The following is a 15,683-nucleotide window of genomic DNA, read 5'->3' on the forward strand; positions in this document are numbered from 1 at the left end:
GGGCGCGGTGCACCGGGCGCCGGTGCCCGCCCGGGGCGGGCGGTCAGGGTGCCGGCGAACCGACGCGGAGCCGGTTTCCGTCGGGGTCGCGCAGCTCGGTCTCGCGGGCCCAGGGGGCCTCCTCGACGGGCACCCCGAACTCGGCGGCCACCGCGTCGACGTCGGCCACCCGCAGATAGACCAGGGTGTCCGGCCGGGCGTCGCCGGTGTGCTCCGACAGGAACAGCCGCACCCGGCCGCGGGCCACCTCCACGAAGGCGGGCAGGTCCCGCTCGAAGCGGTGCTCCCACTGGACGGCGAAGCCCAGCCGGGCGTACCAGCGGGCGGCCTCGGCGGCGTCGGCCACGCGCAGGACCGGGATGGCTTCCTCGTCGGTGCCGTGCAGGGGCTCCGCGGCGTCGTTCGCATCCATGCCGTCATGCTGTCAGAGGGCACCGGCGACCGGGGGCGGTCACCTGGTCCGGCCGCCGCGCCCGGCCGGCCGGCCGGGCGGCGGCTCCCCCGGGGTCAGATGTGCCAGCACCTCGACCAGCTCCTGGCAGGCGCGTTCGACCGAGCGTCTGGTGTTGAGCTGTTCGGTGATCACGGCCGACAGCAGCAGCGCGGTCAGGGCCATGGAGCCGTTGAAGGCCTGCAGCTTCACCATGATCTGGACATCGGTCAGCTGTGCGAACGAACCGGCGCGCTCCGTGGCGGCGACGGTGGTCACGATGGAGGCGGCCAGCGCGCACAGCAGGCTGCCCGCCAGCTGGAAGCGCAGGGCCGCCCAGATCAGCAGCGGATAGACCAGGAACAGCAGACTGACGGAGTAGAACGCGGCGGAGGGCAGGACGACGACGGCGACCGCGGCCATCCCGGCGGCCTCCGCCCACTTCCACCGGTCCCCGCCCGGAGGCCAGCGGGCCCGGTGCAGCAGGAGCAGGAGCGGGGTGACGATCACGACACCCATGGCGTCGCCGACCCACCAGGCCAGCCACACCGCCCAGAAGTCGCTCCCGGTGAGCTGGTTCGTCAGGACGAGCAGGCCGACCCCGACCGTGGCGCTGATCAGCATGCTGGCCAGGGCGCCCAGGAACACCAGGGCGACGCCGTCGCGCAGCCGGCTGAGGTCGGTGCGGAACCCCACCCGGCGCAGCAGCAGGTAGGCGCAGACCGGGGCGGCGGTGTTCCCGAACACGGGGCCGAGCACGGTGGGCCGCAGCGTGGGGAGCGTGAGCGACATGACGACGAAGAGCGCGCCGAGCGCGATCCCGGGCACGGCGCGCAGTCCGAACACGAACAGGCAGGCGACCGCGACCCCGGCGGGCGGCCAGATGGGGGTGACGACGGCGTCCTGCACGGTGAGCTGGCGCAGCAGACCCAGCCGCCCGGCCGCGAAGTAGCACCCCGCGACGACCAGCGTCTCCAGGGCGAGGACGACGGGTCGGGGCCAGCCACGGATACCCACCACAGCAGCCATCAGACACCGGCCCCGCCCCGCCCGCGAGACGGGGGCGGCCCGCGTCCCGCCCTACGGCTGAACCTTGCGCCCGTCGTGGGCGATCACCAGCACGGCCGCGTCGTCCTCGTGCCCCACGTGCTCGGCGTTCTTGATCACGGCGGCGGCCAGCGCGTCGGCCTCCATACGGGCGACCGCCGCGATCCCCGCGAGCCGCACGACCTGGTCGAGCCCCTCGTCGAGGCTGAGTATCGGCCCCTCCACCACTCCGTCGGTGAGCAGCACGAAGACCCCGCCGGTGCTGAGCTGGTACCGGGTGACCGGGTACTCCATGCCCTCCTGGACGCCGAGCGGCGGGCCGCCCTCGTCCTGGGAGATGCCCGATCTCCCGTCCGCCGTGGCCCACACGCTCGGGACATGCCCGGCGCGGGCGCTCTCCAGGGTCCCGGCGACCGGATCGAGCCGCATGAAGGTGCAGGTGGCGAAGAGGTCCGAGCCCAGGGTCAGCAGCAGGTCGTTGGTGCGGGCGAGCAGCTCGCCGGGCTCGCTGGTGACCGAGGCCAGGGCCCGCAGTCCGACCCGGACCTGGCCCATGAAGGCCGCCGCCTCGGTGGTGTGCCCCTGGACGTCGCCGACGGACAGCCCGATACAGCCGTCGGACAGGGCGAAGGCGTCGTACCAGTCGCCTCCGACGTTGAGTCCGGAATAGGCGGGTGAGTACCGGACGGCGAGATGGATGCCGGGGACGTCGGGCATGTCCCGGGGCAGCATGTCGCGCTGGAGGGCGATGGCCAGCTCGACCTGCGACCTCTGCAGGGCCGCGAACTCACGCGCCTGGGCGGTCAGCAGTCCGAGCCTGGCCAGCAGCTCGTCGCCGTCGTCCGCTGAGCGCTTGCGGGACATTGATCACTCCGGATGCCGAGAACCCGCCAGGGGTACATAGTCCTACATTGCCTGCTTTGCCGGGCAGGGGCGACAGTCCGTTCGGCCGGAGATGGTGATCAGCGGCGCGCGCACCCGATTTCCGTCGCGCACACGCCAAGACAACCGGCGCAGCGAGTCGATCCGACAAGATCTCCACGACCGGTGCTGGGATGGGGCGCGGACGAAAGGAACGGTGGTGGAGGACGACGAGGCGAGGGCCGCTGCGCACCGTGCCGGACACGCCGAGAGGGCCGTCGCCGCGATCGGCACCTCGCTCGACGCCCGCAGGACCGCCGCCGAACTGGCCGGGTTCCTGACCGAGAGCCTCTGCGAGGCGGCGGGCGTCGACCTGCTGGCTCCGCACCCGAAAGGGGGCGCGCCGCAGGACCGGCTGCGCCGGGCGGCCGAGGCGGGTCGGCGCGACCTGCTGGAGACACTGGAGAAGGTGCCGCGGGAGGACGTGTCGGTACGGGCGCTGGACGCGGGGCACCCCCTCACCGACTCGCTCTCCCCGGGCGAGGGCGCGCGGCTGACGGCACTGTCGGTGCCGCTGCTGGCCTGGGACCGCGCCTACGGCGTCCTCCTCGCGCTGCGCACCGAGCGGCCGTTCGACGACGGGGAGACGGCGGCGATCCACTTCACGGCGCGGCTCGCCGCCGCTCATCTGCGGCACGCGGAGGAGTACACGGAGGTCAGCCGGCGGGTGTGGAACCTGCAGCAGGTCCTGCTCGCCGACCCCGGGCGCCCGCACCCCAACGTGGACCTGGCCACCCGCTATCTGCCGGCCGGCAGCGGCACGGTGGTGGGCGGGGACTGGTGCGAGACGGTGCGGCTGCACTTCGGCCGTACGCTGCTGGTCATCGGCGACGTGATGGGGCACGGACTGGACGCGGCGGTGGACATGAACGCCTACCGCTCGATGCTGCGGTACGTCGCGGGCACCGATCTCCCCCCGCACCGGATCCTGCGCCGGATGGACACCTCGATGTCGGAGGAGAGCGGACGCCGGCCGGCCACCTGCCTGCTGGCGCTGCTGGATCCCGCGCGGGGGGTGGCCACCTTCGCCAGCGCCGGGCATCTGCCGCCGGCGGTCTTCCACCACGACGGCTCCGCCGAACTGGTGCGGCTGCCCGTCGGCCCGCCGCTCGGCACCGGCCTGGGCAGCTACGAGACCGCCACCCAGCCGCTGGCGCCCGAGGACACGCTGGTGCTGTTCACCGACGGTCTCGTCGAGCGGCGCGACGAGGACATCGACGCCTCGCTCGCCCGGCTGGCCGGCCTCCGGCTGCAACCGGGCCAGGAGGTCTCCGGCCTGCTGGACGACATTCTCGCCCACCTGGACGCCGAGCAGGCCGACGACGACGTGGCCGCCATCGCGGCGCGACTGCGGCACCGCGACGAGCGGCACCACTGATCACCTTTTTGCGGTGTCCTTGCCGTCGGGGAACCGCGGCGCCCGCCGGCGCGTTCATCCGACGGGCCGCGCGACGGCGGTTCCGACGAGCAGGACCGCAGGACGACCAGACGGACAGGCAGCACCAGAAGCCGAGGTGGCACCAGTGGCGATGTGGGACCGGATCAAGGACCAGGCGAAGAGCTTCCAGCAGTCGCAGAGTTCGCGGGGCACGGGCGGACACGGGCCCGGGCAGTTCGGGGGCCACCGGTCCGGCTCGCCCTCCGGCGGCTCCAAGGCCCAGCTGATCGGGCTGTTCAAGTCGCAGCTCGCCTCCGCCAGGACCGAGCTGAAGAGCGGTGCCTACCGGGACGCCAGCATGGCGATGTGCGCGCTGGTGGCCGCGGCCGACGGCCGGGTGGATCCGGCCGAGCGGCAGCGTGTGGAGGAGCTGATCGTCTCCAACGAGGTGCTGCAGAACTTCCCCGCGGACCAGCTCCGCCAGCGTTTCAACCAGCATGTGGACCGGCTCCTCGCCGACTTCGCCGCGGGCCGGGCCGAGGCGCTGCAGGTCATCGCCAAGGCTGCCAAGAAGCCTCAGGAGGCGCGTGCGGTCGTCCAGACCGGCATCGTGGTGGCAGGCGCGGACGGGCACTTCGAGCCGTCCGAGCAGCAGGCGGTCCGCGAGGCGTGCTCCGCACTCGGTGTCTCACCCTCGGAGTTCGGCGTCTGAGCCGGACCCCCGGGCGGCGCGCCCGGCCGTCGGCGAGGCGTCACCGAGGCAGGTCGGTGCCGTCCTGCCGGGGACGGGCCGCGCGGGCGGCGTTGTTGTAGGCACGCCTGAGGATCTTGGCCACCGGACACGCCGCACCGTCGGCCTGGCACTGCCGGCAGCTGTGGAGGTGCGCCTCGTACTCGCCGCGTGCCCGCTCAAGACGGGCGAGCGGCTCGGCAGAGCTGTGTGGGGGGTGCATCTGGACGGACTCCCTGTCGATCGGGTCGGGTCGGGTCGGCCTCGGATGGTTGCCTGAGGCGCACGACCTAGATCGTGATCTTGTTACTGGGAGTACGACAACGTCGACCGGATCACATACCGGCTGGTCAGACGCGTCCGCCCGGCCCTCGGCCCCGCAGGGACCAGGCGCACCGCGCCCGGTTCGCCGGCCCCAGCGTGGCGTTTCTCACGGTGAGGTACCGAGGCCGGCGACGCTCCAGCCGCCGGCCGTCCTCGGGACCCCGGGCCGTGCCGGCTCAGCGCACGGAGGAGACGGTCTCGGTGCCGCTGCCGGTGCCGGCGGGGGTGCCGTCGTGGCGCAGCCAGACGGTCCGCTGCGGGAAGGGGATGTCGATGCCGGCCGTGTCCAGGGCCTCCTTGACCCGGCGGCGCAGCTCCCTGGTGACGCCCCACTGCTGGAGCGGCACCGTCTTGACGGCCAGGCGCACCAGGACCCCGTCCGCGTCCAGGGACTGCACGCCCCAGACCGCCGGATCCTCGAGCAGGACGTCGGCGAAGGCCGGTTCCTGACGCATGGCCAGGCCGGTCTCCTCCAGTACGCGGTAGACCTCGTCGAGGTCGGCGTCGTAGGCGACGGCCACGTCCAGTACGGCGCGGGCCCACTCCTGGCTGTCGTTGCGGACCCGCAGGATCTCGCCGTTGCGGATGTGCCACAGACCGCCGTTGAGATCGCGGACCTGGGTCAGCCGCAGCCCGACGTGCTCGACCTCTCCGACGGCCTCCCCGAGGTCCACGCAGTCGCCGACGCCGTACTGGTCCTCGACCATGATGAGCATGCCGGCCAGGTAGTCGGCGACCAGGCTCTGGGCGCCGAAGCCGATGGCGAGACCGACCACCCCGGCACCGGCCAGCAGCGGTCCGAGTGCGATGCCGATCTGGTCCAGGACCATGGCGACGCCCACCACGAACAGCACGACGGACACGATGCTGCCGAGGACGGAGCCGATGGTCCGGGCCCGCTGCTCGCGCCGTTCCCGGGCCCGGGAACGGTCGCGGTGCAGCACCGCGGGTCCGCGGCCGGACCGCGGCCCCGGCACCTCCGCGCCCTCGCCGGGCTCCAGGATGCGCTGCACGACGCGGGTGATGGCGCGCTTGGCCAGCACCCGGACGAGCGCGACGCCGAGCACGATCAGCGCGATGCGCAGCGGTACGCCGATCAGCTCGGCGGAGTGCTCACGGGCCCAGTCCGGCACCGTGAGCGCCAGCTCCACGGTCGGGTCCGTCGGGGGGTCGGGTACGTACACCATGGACCGTTGTGCTCCGTTCCTCGGGAGGGATGCGGGGACTGCGAGCGCCCCTACCCGCTACCGGCCGGTCCATGACGGCCGGTCTCTCTCCCCCCGGACCGCTCCGCTCCCCGTCTCCCGCGTGCTTCCCGCCTCCGGCGCCCTCCCCGTCGGCGCGCGCCCGTCCCAGGCCGCGCCGGCAGAGGCGCCGGTGCCGATGGCCGTGCCGAGCGGGAGTCCGAGGCAGACACCCTGGGCCGGCGCGGTGTTCCAGGCCGGATCCTCTTCGTCCCTGCTGCTCATGCCGATTCCTTGTCCGTGGTCCCCCGTTCGTGTGGCCGCCCGGGAGGGCGTCACCTGGTCGGGTGAGAACGCGTCCGGGTCGGTCCGGGGGCGTGGATAGGGTTCCGCGGTGACTTCCACTTCTTCCGAAATGACCGCTGTGCGCACCGGTGACCCGGGCACGCTCGTCATCATGTCCTGGAGCCGTGAGGCACCGGACGGCGACATCCCCTATCTCCTCGCCTGCTCCCTCGGAGACGGTGCGGACGGCCCGGAGGCCTCGTCGGCCGCGGTCGGGGCACTGCTGCGCAAGGCCGGCCTGCCGCCGGGCGAGGGCCTGGTCGACGCCGCCGTCCGCCGACCGCGCCCACCGGTCGGTCTGCTCGTCGTCGCCAATGCGGCCGTCCTCACCATGCCGCAGGTCAACGCCCAGTTCCTGCCGCCGGCCGCCTGGCTGACGGCGGTCGAGAAGCGGGGCGGCGCCTACCTCATCTTCGCCACCCGGCCGTGGCCGCAGGACGTCGAGCCCGGCGACGCCGCGACCCTGGCGGACTTCACCGCGGACGAGGAGACCCTGGCGTCGGCGGCCCACGTCCTGCTGCCCGCCCGGAAGCTGCGCACCTGAGACACACGCCTGCCGCCCGGCCGGGCGGGCTCCCGCGCGCCGTGGACGTCCGCAGCGGCCGGGGCCGACGGGCTTGAGCGGTCCTGCCGCGGCACCTCCCGGCGGACAACCGGACACGGCAGGCGCGGGGCTACGCTCGCGGCATGTCCCGTGAACTCTCGCCCCGTCTCGCCGAGATCGTCGACGCGCTCCCGCTCACCCCCGAGGCGCGGGTGCTGGAGATCGGCTGCGGGCCCGGGGCCGCAGCGCGGGCCGTGGCCACGCGGCTGACCTCGGGCCACATCGTCGCCATCGACCGCTCCGCCCGGGCCGTCGCCCTGGCCACGGCGGGTTCCGCGGCGGAGATCGCCTCCGGCCGGATGAAGGTGCGGCAGGTCGCGGCGGAGGACTACGTACGGGAGCCGGGCGAGGGTCCCTTCGACATCGTGTTCGCCGTCCGCGTCGGCGCACTGGACGGCCGCCACCCGGGGGCGGGGCGCCGGGTACTGGAGCGCGTCGCCGACGCCGTGGCGCCGGGCGGGCGGCTGTACGCCGACGGCGGCCGGCCGCTGCGCGGGATCTCGCTGCCGCCCCGGGTCTGAACCGTCCGCGCCGGACCCGCCCCGCGGAAGAACCAGCGGCGCCCGCCCGGCGGGGAGCGGTACGGGCCCCGGATGCGGCGGCATCAGGACACGGACGAAGCGGTGCATCTGCGGCCGGGCGGCTGCTTCGTGGTGGAGGCCGGGGTGCCGGACCTGCGCCGGCTGCCGCCCGGACGGAACGCCGTACCCTTCCGCATCTCCGCGACGCAGTGGGCGTTCGACGCCTGTGACGTCGCCACGCAGGCGATGAGTTCGTACTACGTCACCCTCGCCGACGGCGCCCGGAGTAGCGGGCCGGTCCCTTCCGGTACGTGTGGCCGGCCGAGCCCGACCTGATGGCGCGGCCGGCCGGGATGCGGCTGCGGCACCCGTGGGACGGATGGTCACGGGCTCCGTTCACCGGCGAGAGCACCCGGCACGTGTCGGTCCGGGAGAAGCCGGCCTACCGACGGCGCCGCCGCTGCGGCGTGTCCCTCCCCCGGTAACTCCGTTTGGACGGCTGTGAGATGCGGCGGCGCGCGGCAGCGGATCGGATGGGGGCATGCGCTCAGCCATAGCCGGGGCATTCGGCCGCTCACGCGTGCTCGCCGCGGGCCTTCTGCTCGCCGCCCCCACTCTGCTTCTTCCGTTGCACTCCGCTTCCGCCTCCCCGGCCGACGAGGGTCCGCCCCGCGGGTCCGCCCGGATGGGCACGGGCGTCCTGGCCCACGAGGGGGAGCACGGTCTCCCCACCGGGAACAGGGCCGCCCAGACCGAGGGCGTGGACGTCTCCAGCCACCAGGGCAACGTCACCTGGTCCGAGCTGTGGGACAGCGGGGTCAGGTGGGCCTACGTCAAGGCCACCGAGGGGACGTACTACAAGAACCCCTACCACTCACAGCAGTACAACGGCTCCTACGACGTCGGAATGATCCGCGGCGCCTACCACTTCGCCACTCCGGACACCACCAGCGGCGCCGCCCAGGCCGACTACTTCGTCGACCACGGCGGGGGCTGGTCGCCGGACGGCAGCACACTGCCGGGCGTCCTGGACATCGAGTGGAACCCGTACGGGGCGTCCTGCTACGGCAGGACACCGGGCCAGATGGTGTCCTGGATCCGTGACTTCCTGGACACCTACAAGGCGCGCACCGGCCGGAACGCCGTGATGTACACCTCCACCAGCTGGTGGGAGCTGTGCACCGGCAACTACAGCGGTTTCGGCGCCGACACGCCGCTGTGGGTGGCCCGGTACGCGTCCGCGGTCGGCGCGCTGCCGGCCGGCTGGTCCACGTACACGATGTGGCAGTACACCTCGTCCGGGCCGATCGTCGGAGACCACAACAGGTTCAACGGGACGCTCGCCCGGGTGCGCGCCCTCGCCACCGGCTGACGTCCCCGCGGCGCCCGGCACCGGTCAGCGGTTCGCACCGGTGCCGGGCGTCGCGCGACGCACACGAACTCCCGGCCGGGCGGTCGGGAGCGTCGCGTACCTCCTCCACCACGCAGCCGTGCGCGGCCGGTTCCCCGCTCGGCCTCCGCGCGCCCGCGGAAGCGCAGGGCCGGCTCGGAGGCGAGGTCCGGCCGTCCGCGCCGGACCCGAAGGTCCGGCGGAACGTCACCGGCGGGCCGCTCACGTCTTCGGTGATCGCCCGGACGGCGTCCGCCGTAGGGTGGCGGGACCGGCGCCGAGCGGTGAAAGCGCCGCCGGCCACGTCCGGCGAGTCGCAGGCGGGGTCGACGCCGGTCGCCTCGACGCCGCGGGCGGACCGGGTCGGACCGCGGCCCGGCGGGGGTCTGGGGACGGGTCCGGGGCCGGGCCGGGCCTGGCCGCGGGTGGCGGAGGTACGCAGTCTGCGGCCGGGGCGGGTCGGGCCCCAGGGCTTGAGGACCGAGACGGCGGTCATGAAGACGTAGGCGGACAGGGAAACGACCGGTCCGGCCAGGACGCCGCCGGGGTCGGGGAGCGGACCCCCTGCGGCGACGGCGGCGACCGCGGAGTCGATACCGGGGCGCTGGGCGAAGGCCGTGGCGGTGGTGGTGGCCAGGGTCAGCCAGAACTTGGTCCGGACCCAGCGGTGCCTGGCCAGTCCCCAGGGTGTGCCGAGGGAGAGCAGCAGACCGCTGGCGAGCGTGAGGAAGGCCGCGGGGAGCAGCAGCCGGTCGGCGAAGAGCTTCATGGCACGCACGGAGGCCTCCACGGCCACCGGCGATCCGGTGGTGACCGCGGTGGCGCCGAGGGCGAGCAGTCCGAGGGTGAGCCCGAGCCAGCTCGCGGAGGCGGCGACATGGACGACGAGGGAGGCCCGGCGGGCGGGCCGGCTGAGTTTCACGCGGTCCACGGTGCCGGGCGTGCGGCGCCGGGGCGTCTGACGCGGGGAGCAACCCGGACTACTCGGCTCGGCGTACGCGCCCCGCGGGCCGGCCGGTCCGCCGTCCGCCCGTGCGCCGGGCGGGGGTGCGGATGTCCGCCGGCGGGTGGGTAGGGTGGCTTCGCACATGTCCGACAGACGTCATGTGCGGTCACCGCAGTCGACCCCTCCGGCAGGAGCCGTCACCGATGCCCGAGCGCGCCGCCCACTCCCGCCGGGGGTTCGCGCTGCTGCGCTGCGTGCCGGCGGCCGTCTGTCTGGTCGTCGCCGTCCTGTGCGCGGCGGGGGCGAGCGGCCCGGCCGCCGCGGGCGCGGTTCCGGCGACGGTGGCCGCACCGCCAGCCGAAGCGTCGGCGGCGGGGGCGGGGGCGACGGATGCGCCGGGCACACCGGACGAACTCGGCCCCGCCGGGCCCCGCAAGTGCGACCGGAAGGGGCTCACCGGCGAGTTCTCGGTGCGCGGGGACCTCCGGGCCCCCGAGGCGCCGGCCGTCGGCGGGACCGCGTCCGTCGCCGCCGGTCGGGCCCCGCAGCCGCCGCCCGGCACGGCGCTGTCCGGCACCGTCCCGCCACCGGGTGGTGTCCCTGCGACCGTTCTGAGGATCTAGACCGGCCCGTCGTGCCGCGTTCCGGACCGATCCTCGTCGAGCGGAGACATCCGTCATGCCTTCCTCCTCCCGGTCGTTGCGCCGGGCGGGAGCCGTCCTCGCATCCTGGCGGCCGGCCCGGTGGGCCGTCGCGGGCGCCGGTGCCGTGCTCACCGCCGTCGCCGTGGGTGTGCCCACGGCGGTCGTTCCCTCGCCGTGGTTCGGCCGGTCGGTGCCCGTCCAGTGGTGGAACCTTCCGGTACTCGCCGCGACGGCCGTCCTGGCGGGGCTGCTGACCGCCACCTACGTCCGGCTCCCCGGCACCGAGGGCCTTCAGCGTCCGGGCGGCGCCCCGTCCGCCGGGCCGGGCGGCCGGCTGGGCCCGCTGGGCGGGCTGCTGTCCTTCCTGGCCGTGGGCTGCCCCGTCTGCAACAAGCTCGTGCTGCTGCTGGTGGGCACCTCCGGTGCGCTGACCTACTGGGCACCGCTCCAGCCGCTGCTCGCCGTCGCCTCGCTGGTGCTGCTGGCCGAGGCGGCGCTGCGCCGGCTGTCGACGGCCGAGGTCTGCCCGCTGCCCGAGCGCGCCTGAGCACCGGCCCGGCCGGCCCCTTCCCCTCTCTTCTCTCAGCTTCCTGTTCTCTTCCCGGAGTCGACCATGACCCCTCCCTCTCGCTCCTCCCGTTCCTCCCGTTCCTCCCGGGTGCGGCGGGCCGCCGCCGCCCTCGTCCTGGTGACCTCGCTCGTCGTCGCCGCCGTCGCGTTCACCGGTGGCGAGGACCGCGCCGACGCGCCCGCGGGGTCCGCCGCGCCGACCGCGGCTGCGCCCGCCGACCCCGGGCTGCTCGCGCTGGCCCGGCGGGACTCCGGCGACCCGTACGCGCTGGGTGAGCCCGACGCGCCCGTCGTGCTGATCGCGTACTCCGACTTCCAGTGCACCTATTGCGGCCGGTTCGCGCGGGAGACCAAGCCGGTGCTGCTGCGCGACTATGTGGAGCGGGGCGTGCTGCGCATCGAGTGGCGCAACTACCCCATTTTCGGCGGGGAGTCGGAGCAGGCGGCCCGCGCCGGGTGGGCGGCGGGCCGGCAGGGCCGGTTCTGGCAGTTCCACGACGTGGCGTACGCCGAGCCGCGGGAGCGCAACACGGGCGCCTTCGCGGAGCGGGAACTGGTCGCCATGGCCGAGCGGGCCGGCATCGGGGACCTCGACCGCTTCCGCGCCGACCTGGCCTCACCGGCCGCCGAGAAGGCCGTGCAGCGGGACGCCGGGGAGGGCTACTCCCTCGGCGTCAGCAGCACGCCGGCCTTCCTGCTCAACGGCAGGCCGATCCTGGGCGCCCAGCCCACGCACGTCTTCACCGAGGCGGTCGAGACGGCACAGGCGCAGACCCAGGCACAGGGCAGCGGCGATGAGTGACCCGGGGTTCGTGGTCGCCTTCCTCGGCGGTCTGCTGGCGCTGTTCAGCCCGTGCTCGGCGCTGCTGCTGCCCGCGTTCTTCGCGTACTCGTTCACCGGCCGCACCCGGCTGCTGGGGCGCACTGCGCTGTTCTACGCCGGGCTGTGCCTGACCATGGTGCCGCTCGGGGTGGCGGGCTCGCTGGCCGGGCGTCTGCTGTACGGGCACCGCGAGCTTCTGGTGACGACGGGCGGCTGGCTGATCATCGTTCTCGGGGCGGCGCAGGTGCTGGGCCTGGGGTTCGGCTCGCGCCGGATGCAGCAGGCGGCGGGGCGGCGCCGTTCGGGGTCCGTGCTGTCGGTGCTGGCGCTCGGTGCGGTGTACGGACTGGCCGGGTTCTGCGCCGGGCCGATTCTGGGCAGTGTGCTCACCGTCGCCGCCCTGGGCGGTGATCCCTGGCGCGGCGGGGCGCTCCTGGCGGTGTACGCCCTGGGCATGGCGGTGCCGGTGTTCGTCCTGGCCGCCCTGTGGGACCGTTTCGACCTGGGCCGCCGCCGATGGCTCCGGGGCCGGCCGGTGCGGGTGGGGCCGCTGCGCACACACTCCACGGCGCTGGTGGGCGGCGCCCTGTTCATCGTGCTGGGCGCGGTGTTCCTGCTCTTCGACGGCGCCTCGGCGCTGCCGTCCCTGATGGGGGTGGACACCGAGTTCGCCTGGGAGCAGCGTCTGACGCGGCTCGGCGACGCCGTCTCCGACCGGGTTCTGGTGGGCGGCCTGGCGGTCGTCGCCGCCGCGGTGTCCCTGACGGTTCTGCTGCGCGGGGCGCGGACGGCGCCGGGGCGGGACGGGGAGCGGAGCGAGGAACCGGGCCGGGCCGGGCCGGGCGCCGAAGCGGCTCCGGACGCGGCGGCCGGCTCCGGACGCGGCCGGCGGGTCGGCACCGGCTCAGCCCGCCGATGACGTCAGTTCCAGGACCGGGCCGCCGAACACCCCGAGGGCGACGGAGGCCGCCGCCGTGCCGTACGCGATCGCCGCGGCCGGGCGCGACACCTCGCGCAGCGGCCCGGCGGCGGTCCGGCCGGTGAACGCCGGGACGATCCAGCGCAGGTAGTAGAAGAGTGACGCGACCGTGTTGACCGCGGCGAGCACCGCGAGCCAGGCCAGCCCGCCGTCGAAGGCGGCGCTGAAGACCTCCAGTTTGCCGAGGAAGACGGCGGTGGGCGGGGTGCCCACCAGGCCCAGCAGGCACACGGCGAGGGAGGCGGCCAGCGCCGGGTGGCGGCGGGCCAGTCCGCGGTGGTCGTCCAGGGTCCGGGCACCGGGCAGCGCGCAGACGACCGCGAAGGCGCCGAGGTTGGTGACGGCGTAGGCGGCGAGATAGTACAGCAGTGCCTGCCCGGCCAGGCCGGAGTCGCCGGTCACGGCGACGGGGATCAGCAGATAGCCGACCTGGCTGACGGTGGAGTAGGCCAGCAGCCGGGTGGCGTCGCGCTGGAAGAAGGCCGCCAGGTTCCCGAGGGTCATGGAGGCGGCCGACAGCGTGGCGAGCAGGGCGGTCCAGGGCACGTCCGCGTCCGCCAGGGGCGTCGCGGCCAGCCGGAAGGCGGCGGCCAGGGCGCCGATCTTGGGGACGGTGGTGAGGAAGGCGGCGACGGGTGCGGGGCTGCCCTGGACGACGTCCGGCACCCAGAAGTGGCCTGGCACTCCCCCGGCCTTGAACAGGATGCCGGCGAGCACGGCGAGGGTGCCGACGGCCACCAGCGCGGACGGTGCCTCGGCGAGTGCGGGGCGCAGGGCGGTGTAGGAGGTGGTGCGGCCGGCGGCGAACAGGAGCGTGACGCCGGTGAGCATCAGTACGCCGAGGAGGGCGCCGACCACGTAGTACTTCAGGGCCGCCTCGGTGCCGGGGCCGTCCTTGCGGAACCCGGCGAGCGCATAGCCGGGCACACTGGCGAGCAGATATCCGGCGGCGAGCAGCAGCAGGTCCTGCGCTCCGGCGAGGGCCAGCGCTCCGGTGGCGGCGAGCTGGAGCAGGACGTAGGCCTCGGTCTCGCGCGGGTCGCCGTGCAGCCGCGGCAGGGCGAGGGCCAGCACCAGCAGCGTCGCGCCGAGGACGACCACCCTCGCGGTGGCGGTGACCGGGTCGAGGGCGAACGAGCCGCCGAACGCGCTGCCGGGGGCAGCGGTGGCGGCCACCGCCGCGGCGGCGGTGCCCGCGGCGCAGGCGGTCATGCCGAGCGCGCCGGTCAGCCACTGCCGGCGGCGCGGCAGCCAGGACCCGAGCAGCAGGCCGAGCACCGCCGAGGCCGCGAGCAGCGTCTCGGGGAGCAGATCGAGGGGGTCGTGGCCGGTGCCGGTCATCGTGCGAGCAGCTCCAGCAGGGTGCGCGAGGCGGGTTCGACCACGTCCAGCACGAACCGCGGGGTCAGGCCGAGGACGACGCCGAGGGCCAGCAGCGGCACGATCGCCAGCCCCTCGTGCCGGCGCAGGTCGGGGAAGGGGCGGTCGGCGCCGGGTGCGGCGGTGGGCAGTCTCAGCGGGCCGAGCAGGATCTGCTGCAGGGCACGCAGGAACAGCCCGGCGGTGAGCAGGATGCCGAGCACCGCCAGACCGGTGGCGACGGGACGGGGACCGAGGCTCCCGGTGAGGATCTGGAACTCGGCGATGAACCCGGAGAAGCCGGGCAGCCCCAGCGAGGCGAACGCGGCCACGCCGGTCAGCGCGGCGAACACCGGCGCCCGCGCGGCGATCCCGGAGTAGGCGGCCGTCCGGTAGGTCCGGCCCCGCTCGTACAGCACGCCGGCCAGCAGGAACAGCGCACCGGTGAGGAGTCCGTGACTGACCATCTGGAACACCGCCCCGTTGACGGCGAGGCGGACGGCGTCGTCCGGCCCGGCGACGGCCCCGGCGGCACCCACCGCCAGCACGATGTACCCCATGTGGGTGACGGAGGTGTAGGCGATCATGCGCTTGAGGTCGGTCTGCGCGAGGGCCACCAGGGCGCCGTACAGCACGGAGACCACGCCGACGACGACGAACACGAGCGCGAAGTCCCGCCAGGCGCCGGGCAGCACCGGCAGGGCGATACGCAGGAACCCGTACGTGCCCATCTTCAGCAGCACCCCGGCCAGGATGGCCGACCCGGCGGCGGGGGCGTCGGTGTGGGCGGGCGGCAGCCAGGTGTGGAAGGGCACGGTCGGGGTCTTGACCGCCAGTCCGACGGCGATCGCCAGAAGCACCAGCGCACCGTAGGTGGTGCGTCCGGCCAGCGGGTCGGCGGCGGTCAGCTCGGTCAGGTCGAAGGTGTGCGGGTCGGCGGCCAGGTAGAGGCCGATGAAGCCGAGCAGCAGGGCGAGGGAGCCGATGAAGGTGTAGAGGAAGAACTGCAGCGCCGAGCGGGCCGCGCCGCGGTGGCCCCAGCCGGCGATGACGGCGTACATGCCCACGATGGACAGGTCGAAGAAGACGAAGAACAGGATCAGGTCCAGGGCGACGAACAGGCCCACGCAGGTGGTCTGCAGGAAGAGGAAGAGCGCCGCGAACTCCCGCACCCGCCGCCGCTCGCGCGCCGCGTACAGCGCGCAGGCGAGGAACAGCACGCAGGTGAGGGCGACCAGCGGCAGCGACAGTCCGTCGACGCCGACGTGGTAGCCGACGCCGGCGCTGGGGATCCAGCGCGCCCGCATCTCGTACTGCATGCCGCCGTCCGTCCGGAACCCGGCCCACACCACCACGGTCAGCACCAGCTCGGCGGCGGCCGTCGCCGTCCAGGCCGTCAGGAACAGGGCCCGCGGTGTCCGGCGCGGCAGGCACAGCAGCAGCGCCGCGACGGCGGCGGGCAGGAAGACCAGGGCCGTGAGCACGGCG

At 74.5% G+C, this 15,683-nt stretch carries 16 protein-coding genes and 2 pseudogenes; 10 read left to right on the forward strand and 8 right to left on the reverse strand.

Annotated elements, in window-relative coordinates:
- Positions 1 to 43 precede the first annotated feature (43 nt).
- From V5O46_RS08300 to V5O46_RS08310, 3 genes are read right to left on the reverse strand one after another with little or no spacing between them, the layout of a single operon-like run.
- Positions 44 to 412, reverse strand: coding sequence for a glyoxalase superfamily protein (locus V5O46_RS08300; protein WP_332883825.1), 369 nt, complete (start codon positions 410 to 412; stop codon positions 44 to 46).
- A gap of 39 nt (positions 413 to 451) precedes the next feature.
- Positions 452 to 1,459, reverse strand: coding sequence for an MASE1 domain-containing protein (locus tag V5O46_RS08305; protein ID WP_332883826.1), 1,008 nt, complete (start codon positions 1,457 to 1,459; stop codon positions 452 to 454).
- 51 nt (positions 1,460 to 1,510) lie between these two features.
- On the reverse strand, positions 1,511 to 2,341 hold the full coding sequence (locus V5O46_RS08310; RefSeq protein WP_332883827.1) for a PP2C family protein-serine/threonine phosphatase: 831 nt from the start codon (positions 2,339 to 2,341) through the stop codon (positions 1,511 to 1,513).
- 217 nt (positions 2,342 to 2,558) lie between these two features.
- Here V5O46_RS08310 and V5O46_RS08315 point away from each other — a divergent pair, with 217 nt between their 5' ends.
- Both V5O46_RS08315 and V5O46_RS08320 read left to right on the forward strand, forming a co-directional pair.
- Positions 2,559 to 3,776, forward strand: a complete 1,218-nt coding sequence (locus tag V5O46_RS08315) for a PP2C family protein-serine/threonine phosphatase (RefSeq protein WP_332883828.1) — start codon at positions 2,559 to 2,561, stop codon at positions 3,774 to 3,776.
- 145 nt (positions 3,777 to 3,921) lie between these two features.
- Complete coding sequence (locus V5O46_RS08320) at positions 3,922 to 4,488, forward strand: tellurite resistance TerB family protein (protein ID WP_332883829.1); 567 nt, start codon at positions 3,922 to 3,924, stop codon at positions 4,486 to 4,488.
- A gap of 40 nt (positions 4,489 to 4,528) precedes the next feature.
- Here the strand turns inward: V5O46_RS08320 and V5O46_RS08325 are convergent, their stop codons facing one another.
- Positions 4,529 to 4,729, reverse strand: coding sequence for a hypothetical protein (locus tag V5O46_RS08325; protein ID WP_332883830.1), 201 nt, complete (start codon positions 4,727 to 4,729; stop codon positions 4,529 to 4,531).
- Between the two features lie 277 nt (positions 4,730 to 5,006).
- The gene (locus V5O46_RS08330; protein WP_332883831.1) at positions 5,007 to 6,017 is read right to left on the reverse strand and encodes a mechanosensitive ion channel family protein; all 1,011 of its coding nucleotides are present in this window, start codon (positions 6,015 to 6,017) and stop codon (positions 5,007 to 5,009) included.
- Positions 6,018 to 6,408: 391 nt separating this feature from the next.
- On the opposite strand from V5O46_RS08330, the gene V5O46_RS08335 reads away from it, so the two are divergent.
- From V5O46_RS08335 to V5O46_RS08350, 4 genes and pseudogenes are all read left to right on the forward strand, one after another.
- Positions 6,409 to 6,903: a DUF5949 family protein gene (locus V5O46_RS08335; protein WP_332883832.1), complete on the forward strand. Its 495-nt coding sequence runs from the start codon at positions 6,409 to 6,411 to the stop codon at positions 6,901 to 6,903.
- Positions 6,904 to 7,046: 143 nt separating this feature from the next.
- Complete coding sequence (locus V5O46_RS08340; protein ID WP_332883833.1) at positions 7,047 to 7,484, forward strand: SAM-dependent methyltransferase; 438 nt, start codon at positions 7,047 to 7,049, stop codon at positions 7,482 to 7,484.
- A gap of 99 nt (positions 7,485 to 7,583) precedes the next feature.
- Positions 7,584 to 7,969, forward strand: a pseudogene (locus tag V5O46_RS08345) (hypothetical protein); the annotation flags it as partial.
- Between the two features lie 56 nt (positions 7,970 to 8,025).
- Positions 8,026 to 8,856 (forward strand): lysozyme, encoded by an 831-nt coding sequence (locus V5O46_RS08350; protein WP_332883834.1) that lies wholly within the window; start codon positions 8,026 to 8,028, stop codon positions 8,854 to 8,856.
- Between the two features lie 424 nt (positions 8,857 to 9,280).
- Here V5O46_RS08350 and V5O46_RS08355 read toward each other — a convergent pair.
- Positions 9,281 to 9,796: pseudogene (locus tag V5O46_RS08355) on the reverse strand (DUF2269 domain-containing protein); the annotation flags it as partial.
- Between the two features lie 227 nt (positions 9,797 to 10,023).
- Here V5O46_RS08355 and V5O46_RS08360 point away from each other — a divergent pair.
- The 4 genes from V5O46_RS08360 (at position 10,024) to V5O46_RS08375 (ending at position 12,776) form a co-directional block, all read left to right on the forward strand.
- Positions 10,024 to 10,443: a hypothetical protein gene (locus V5O46_RS08360; protein ID WP_332883835.1), complete on the forward strand. Its 420-nt coding sequence runs from the start codon at positions 10,024 to 10,026 to the stop codon at positions 10,441 to 10,443.
- A 55-nt stretch (positions 10,444 to 10,498) separates the two neighbouring features.
- On the forward strand, positions 10,499 to 11,011 hold the full coding sequence (locus V5O46_RS08365) for a hypothetical protein (RefSeq protein ID WP_332883836.1): 513 nt from the start codon (positions 10,499 to 10,501) through the stop codon (positions 11,009 to 11,011).
- A 66-nt stretch (positions 11,012 to 11,077) separates the two neighbouring features.
- Positions 11,078 to 11,836, forward strand: coding sequence for a DsbA family protein (locus tag V5O46_RS08370; RefSeq protein WP_332883837.1), 759 nt, complete (start codon positions 11,078 to 11,080; stop codon positions 11,834 to 11,836).
- Positions 11,829 to 12,776: a cytochrome c biogenesis CcdA family protein gene (locus V5O46_RS08375; RefSeq protein WP_332883838.1), complete on the forward strand. Its 948-nt coding sequence runs from the start codon at positions 11,829 to 11,831 to the stop codon at positions 12,774 to 12,776. The genes V5O46_RS08370 and V5O46_RS08375 overlap by 8 nt, the downstream gene beginning before the upstream one ends.
- Here the strand turns inward: V5O46_RS08375 and V5O46_RS08380 are convergent.
- Both V5O46_RS08380 and V5O46_RS08385 read right to left on the reverse strand, forming a co-directional pair.
- The gene (locus tag V5O46_RS08380; RefSeq protein ID WP_332883839.1) at positions 12,762 to 14,177 is read right to left on the reverse strand and encodes an NADH-quinone oxidoreductase subunit N; all 1,416 of its coding nucleotides are present in this window, start codon (positions 14,175 to 14,177) and stop codon (positions 12,762 to 12,764) included. The two genes, V5O46_RS08375 and V5O46_RS08380, sit on opposite strands and share 15 nt — an antisense overlap.
- Positions 14,174 to 15,679: a complex I subunit 4 family protein gene (locus tag V5O46_RS08385; protein WP_332883840.1), complete on the reverse strand. Its 1,506-nt coding sequence runs from the start codon at positions 15,677 to 15,679 to the stop codon at positions 14,174 to 14,176. The genes V5O46_RS08380 and V5O46_RS08385 overlap by 4 nt, the downstream gene beginning before the upstream one ends.
- Positions 15,680 to 15,683: the final 4 nt, after the last annotated feature.

Source organism: Streptomyces poriticola (genome assembly GCF_036689765.1).
Lineage (GTDB): Bacteria > Actinomycetota > Actinomycetes > Streptomycetales > Streptomycetaceae > Streptomyces > Streptomyces poriticola.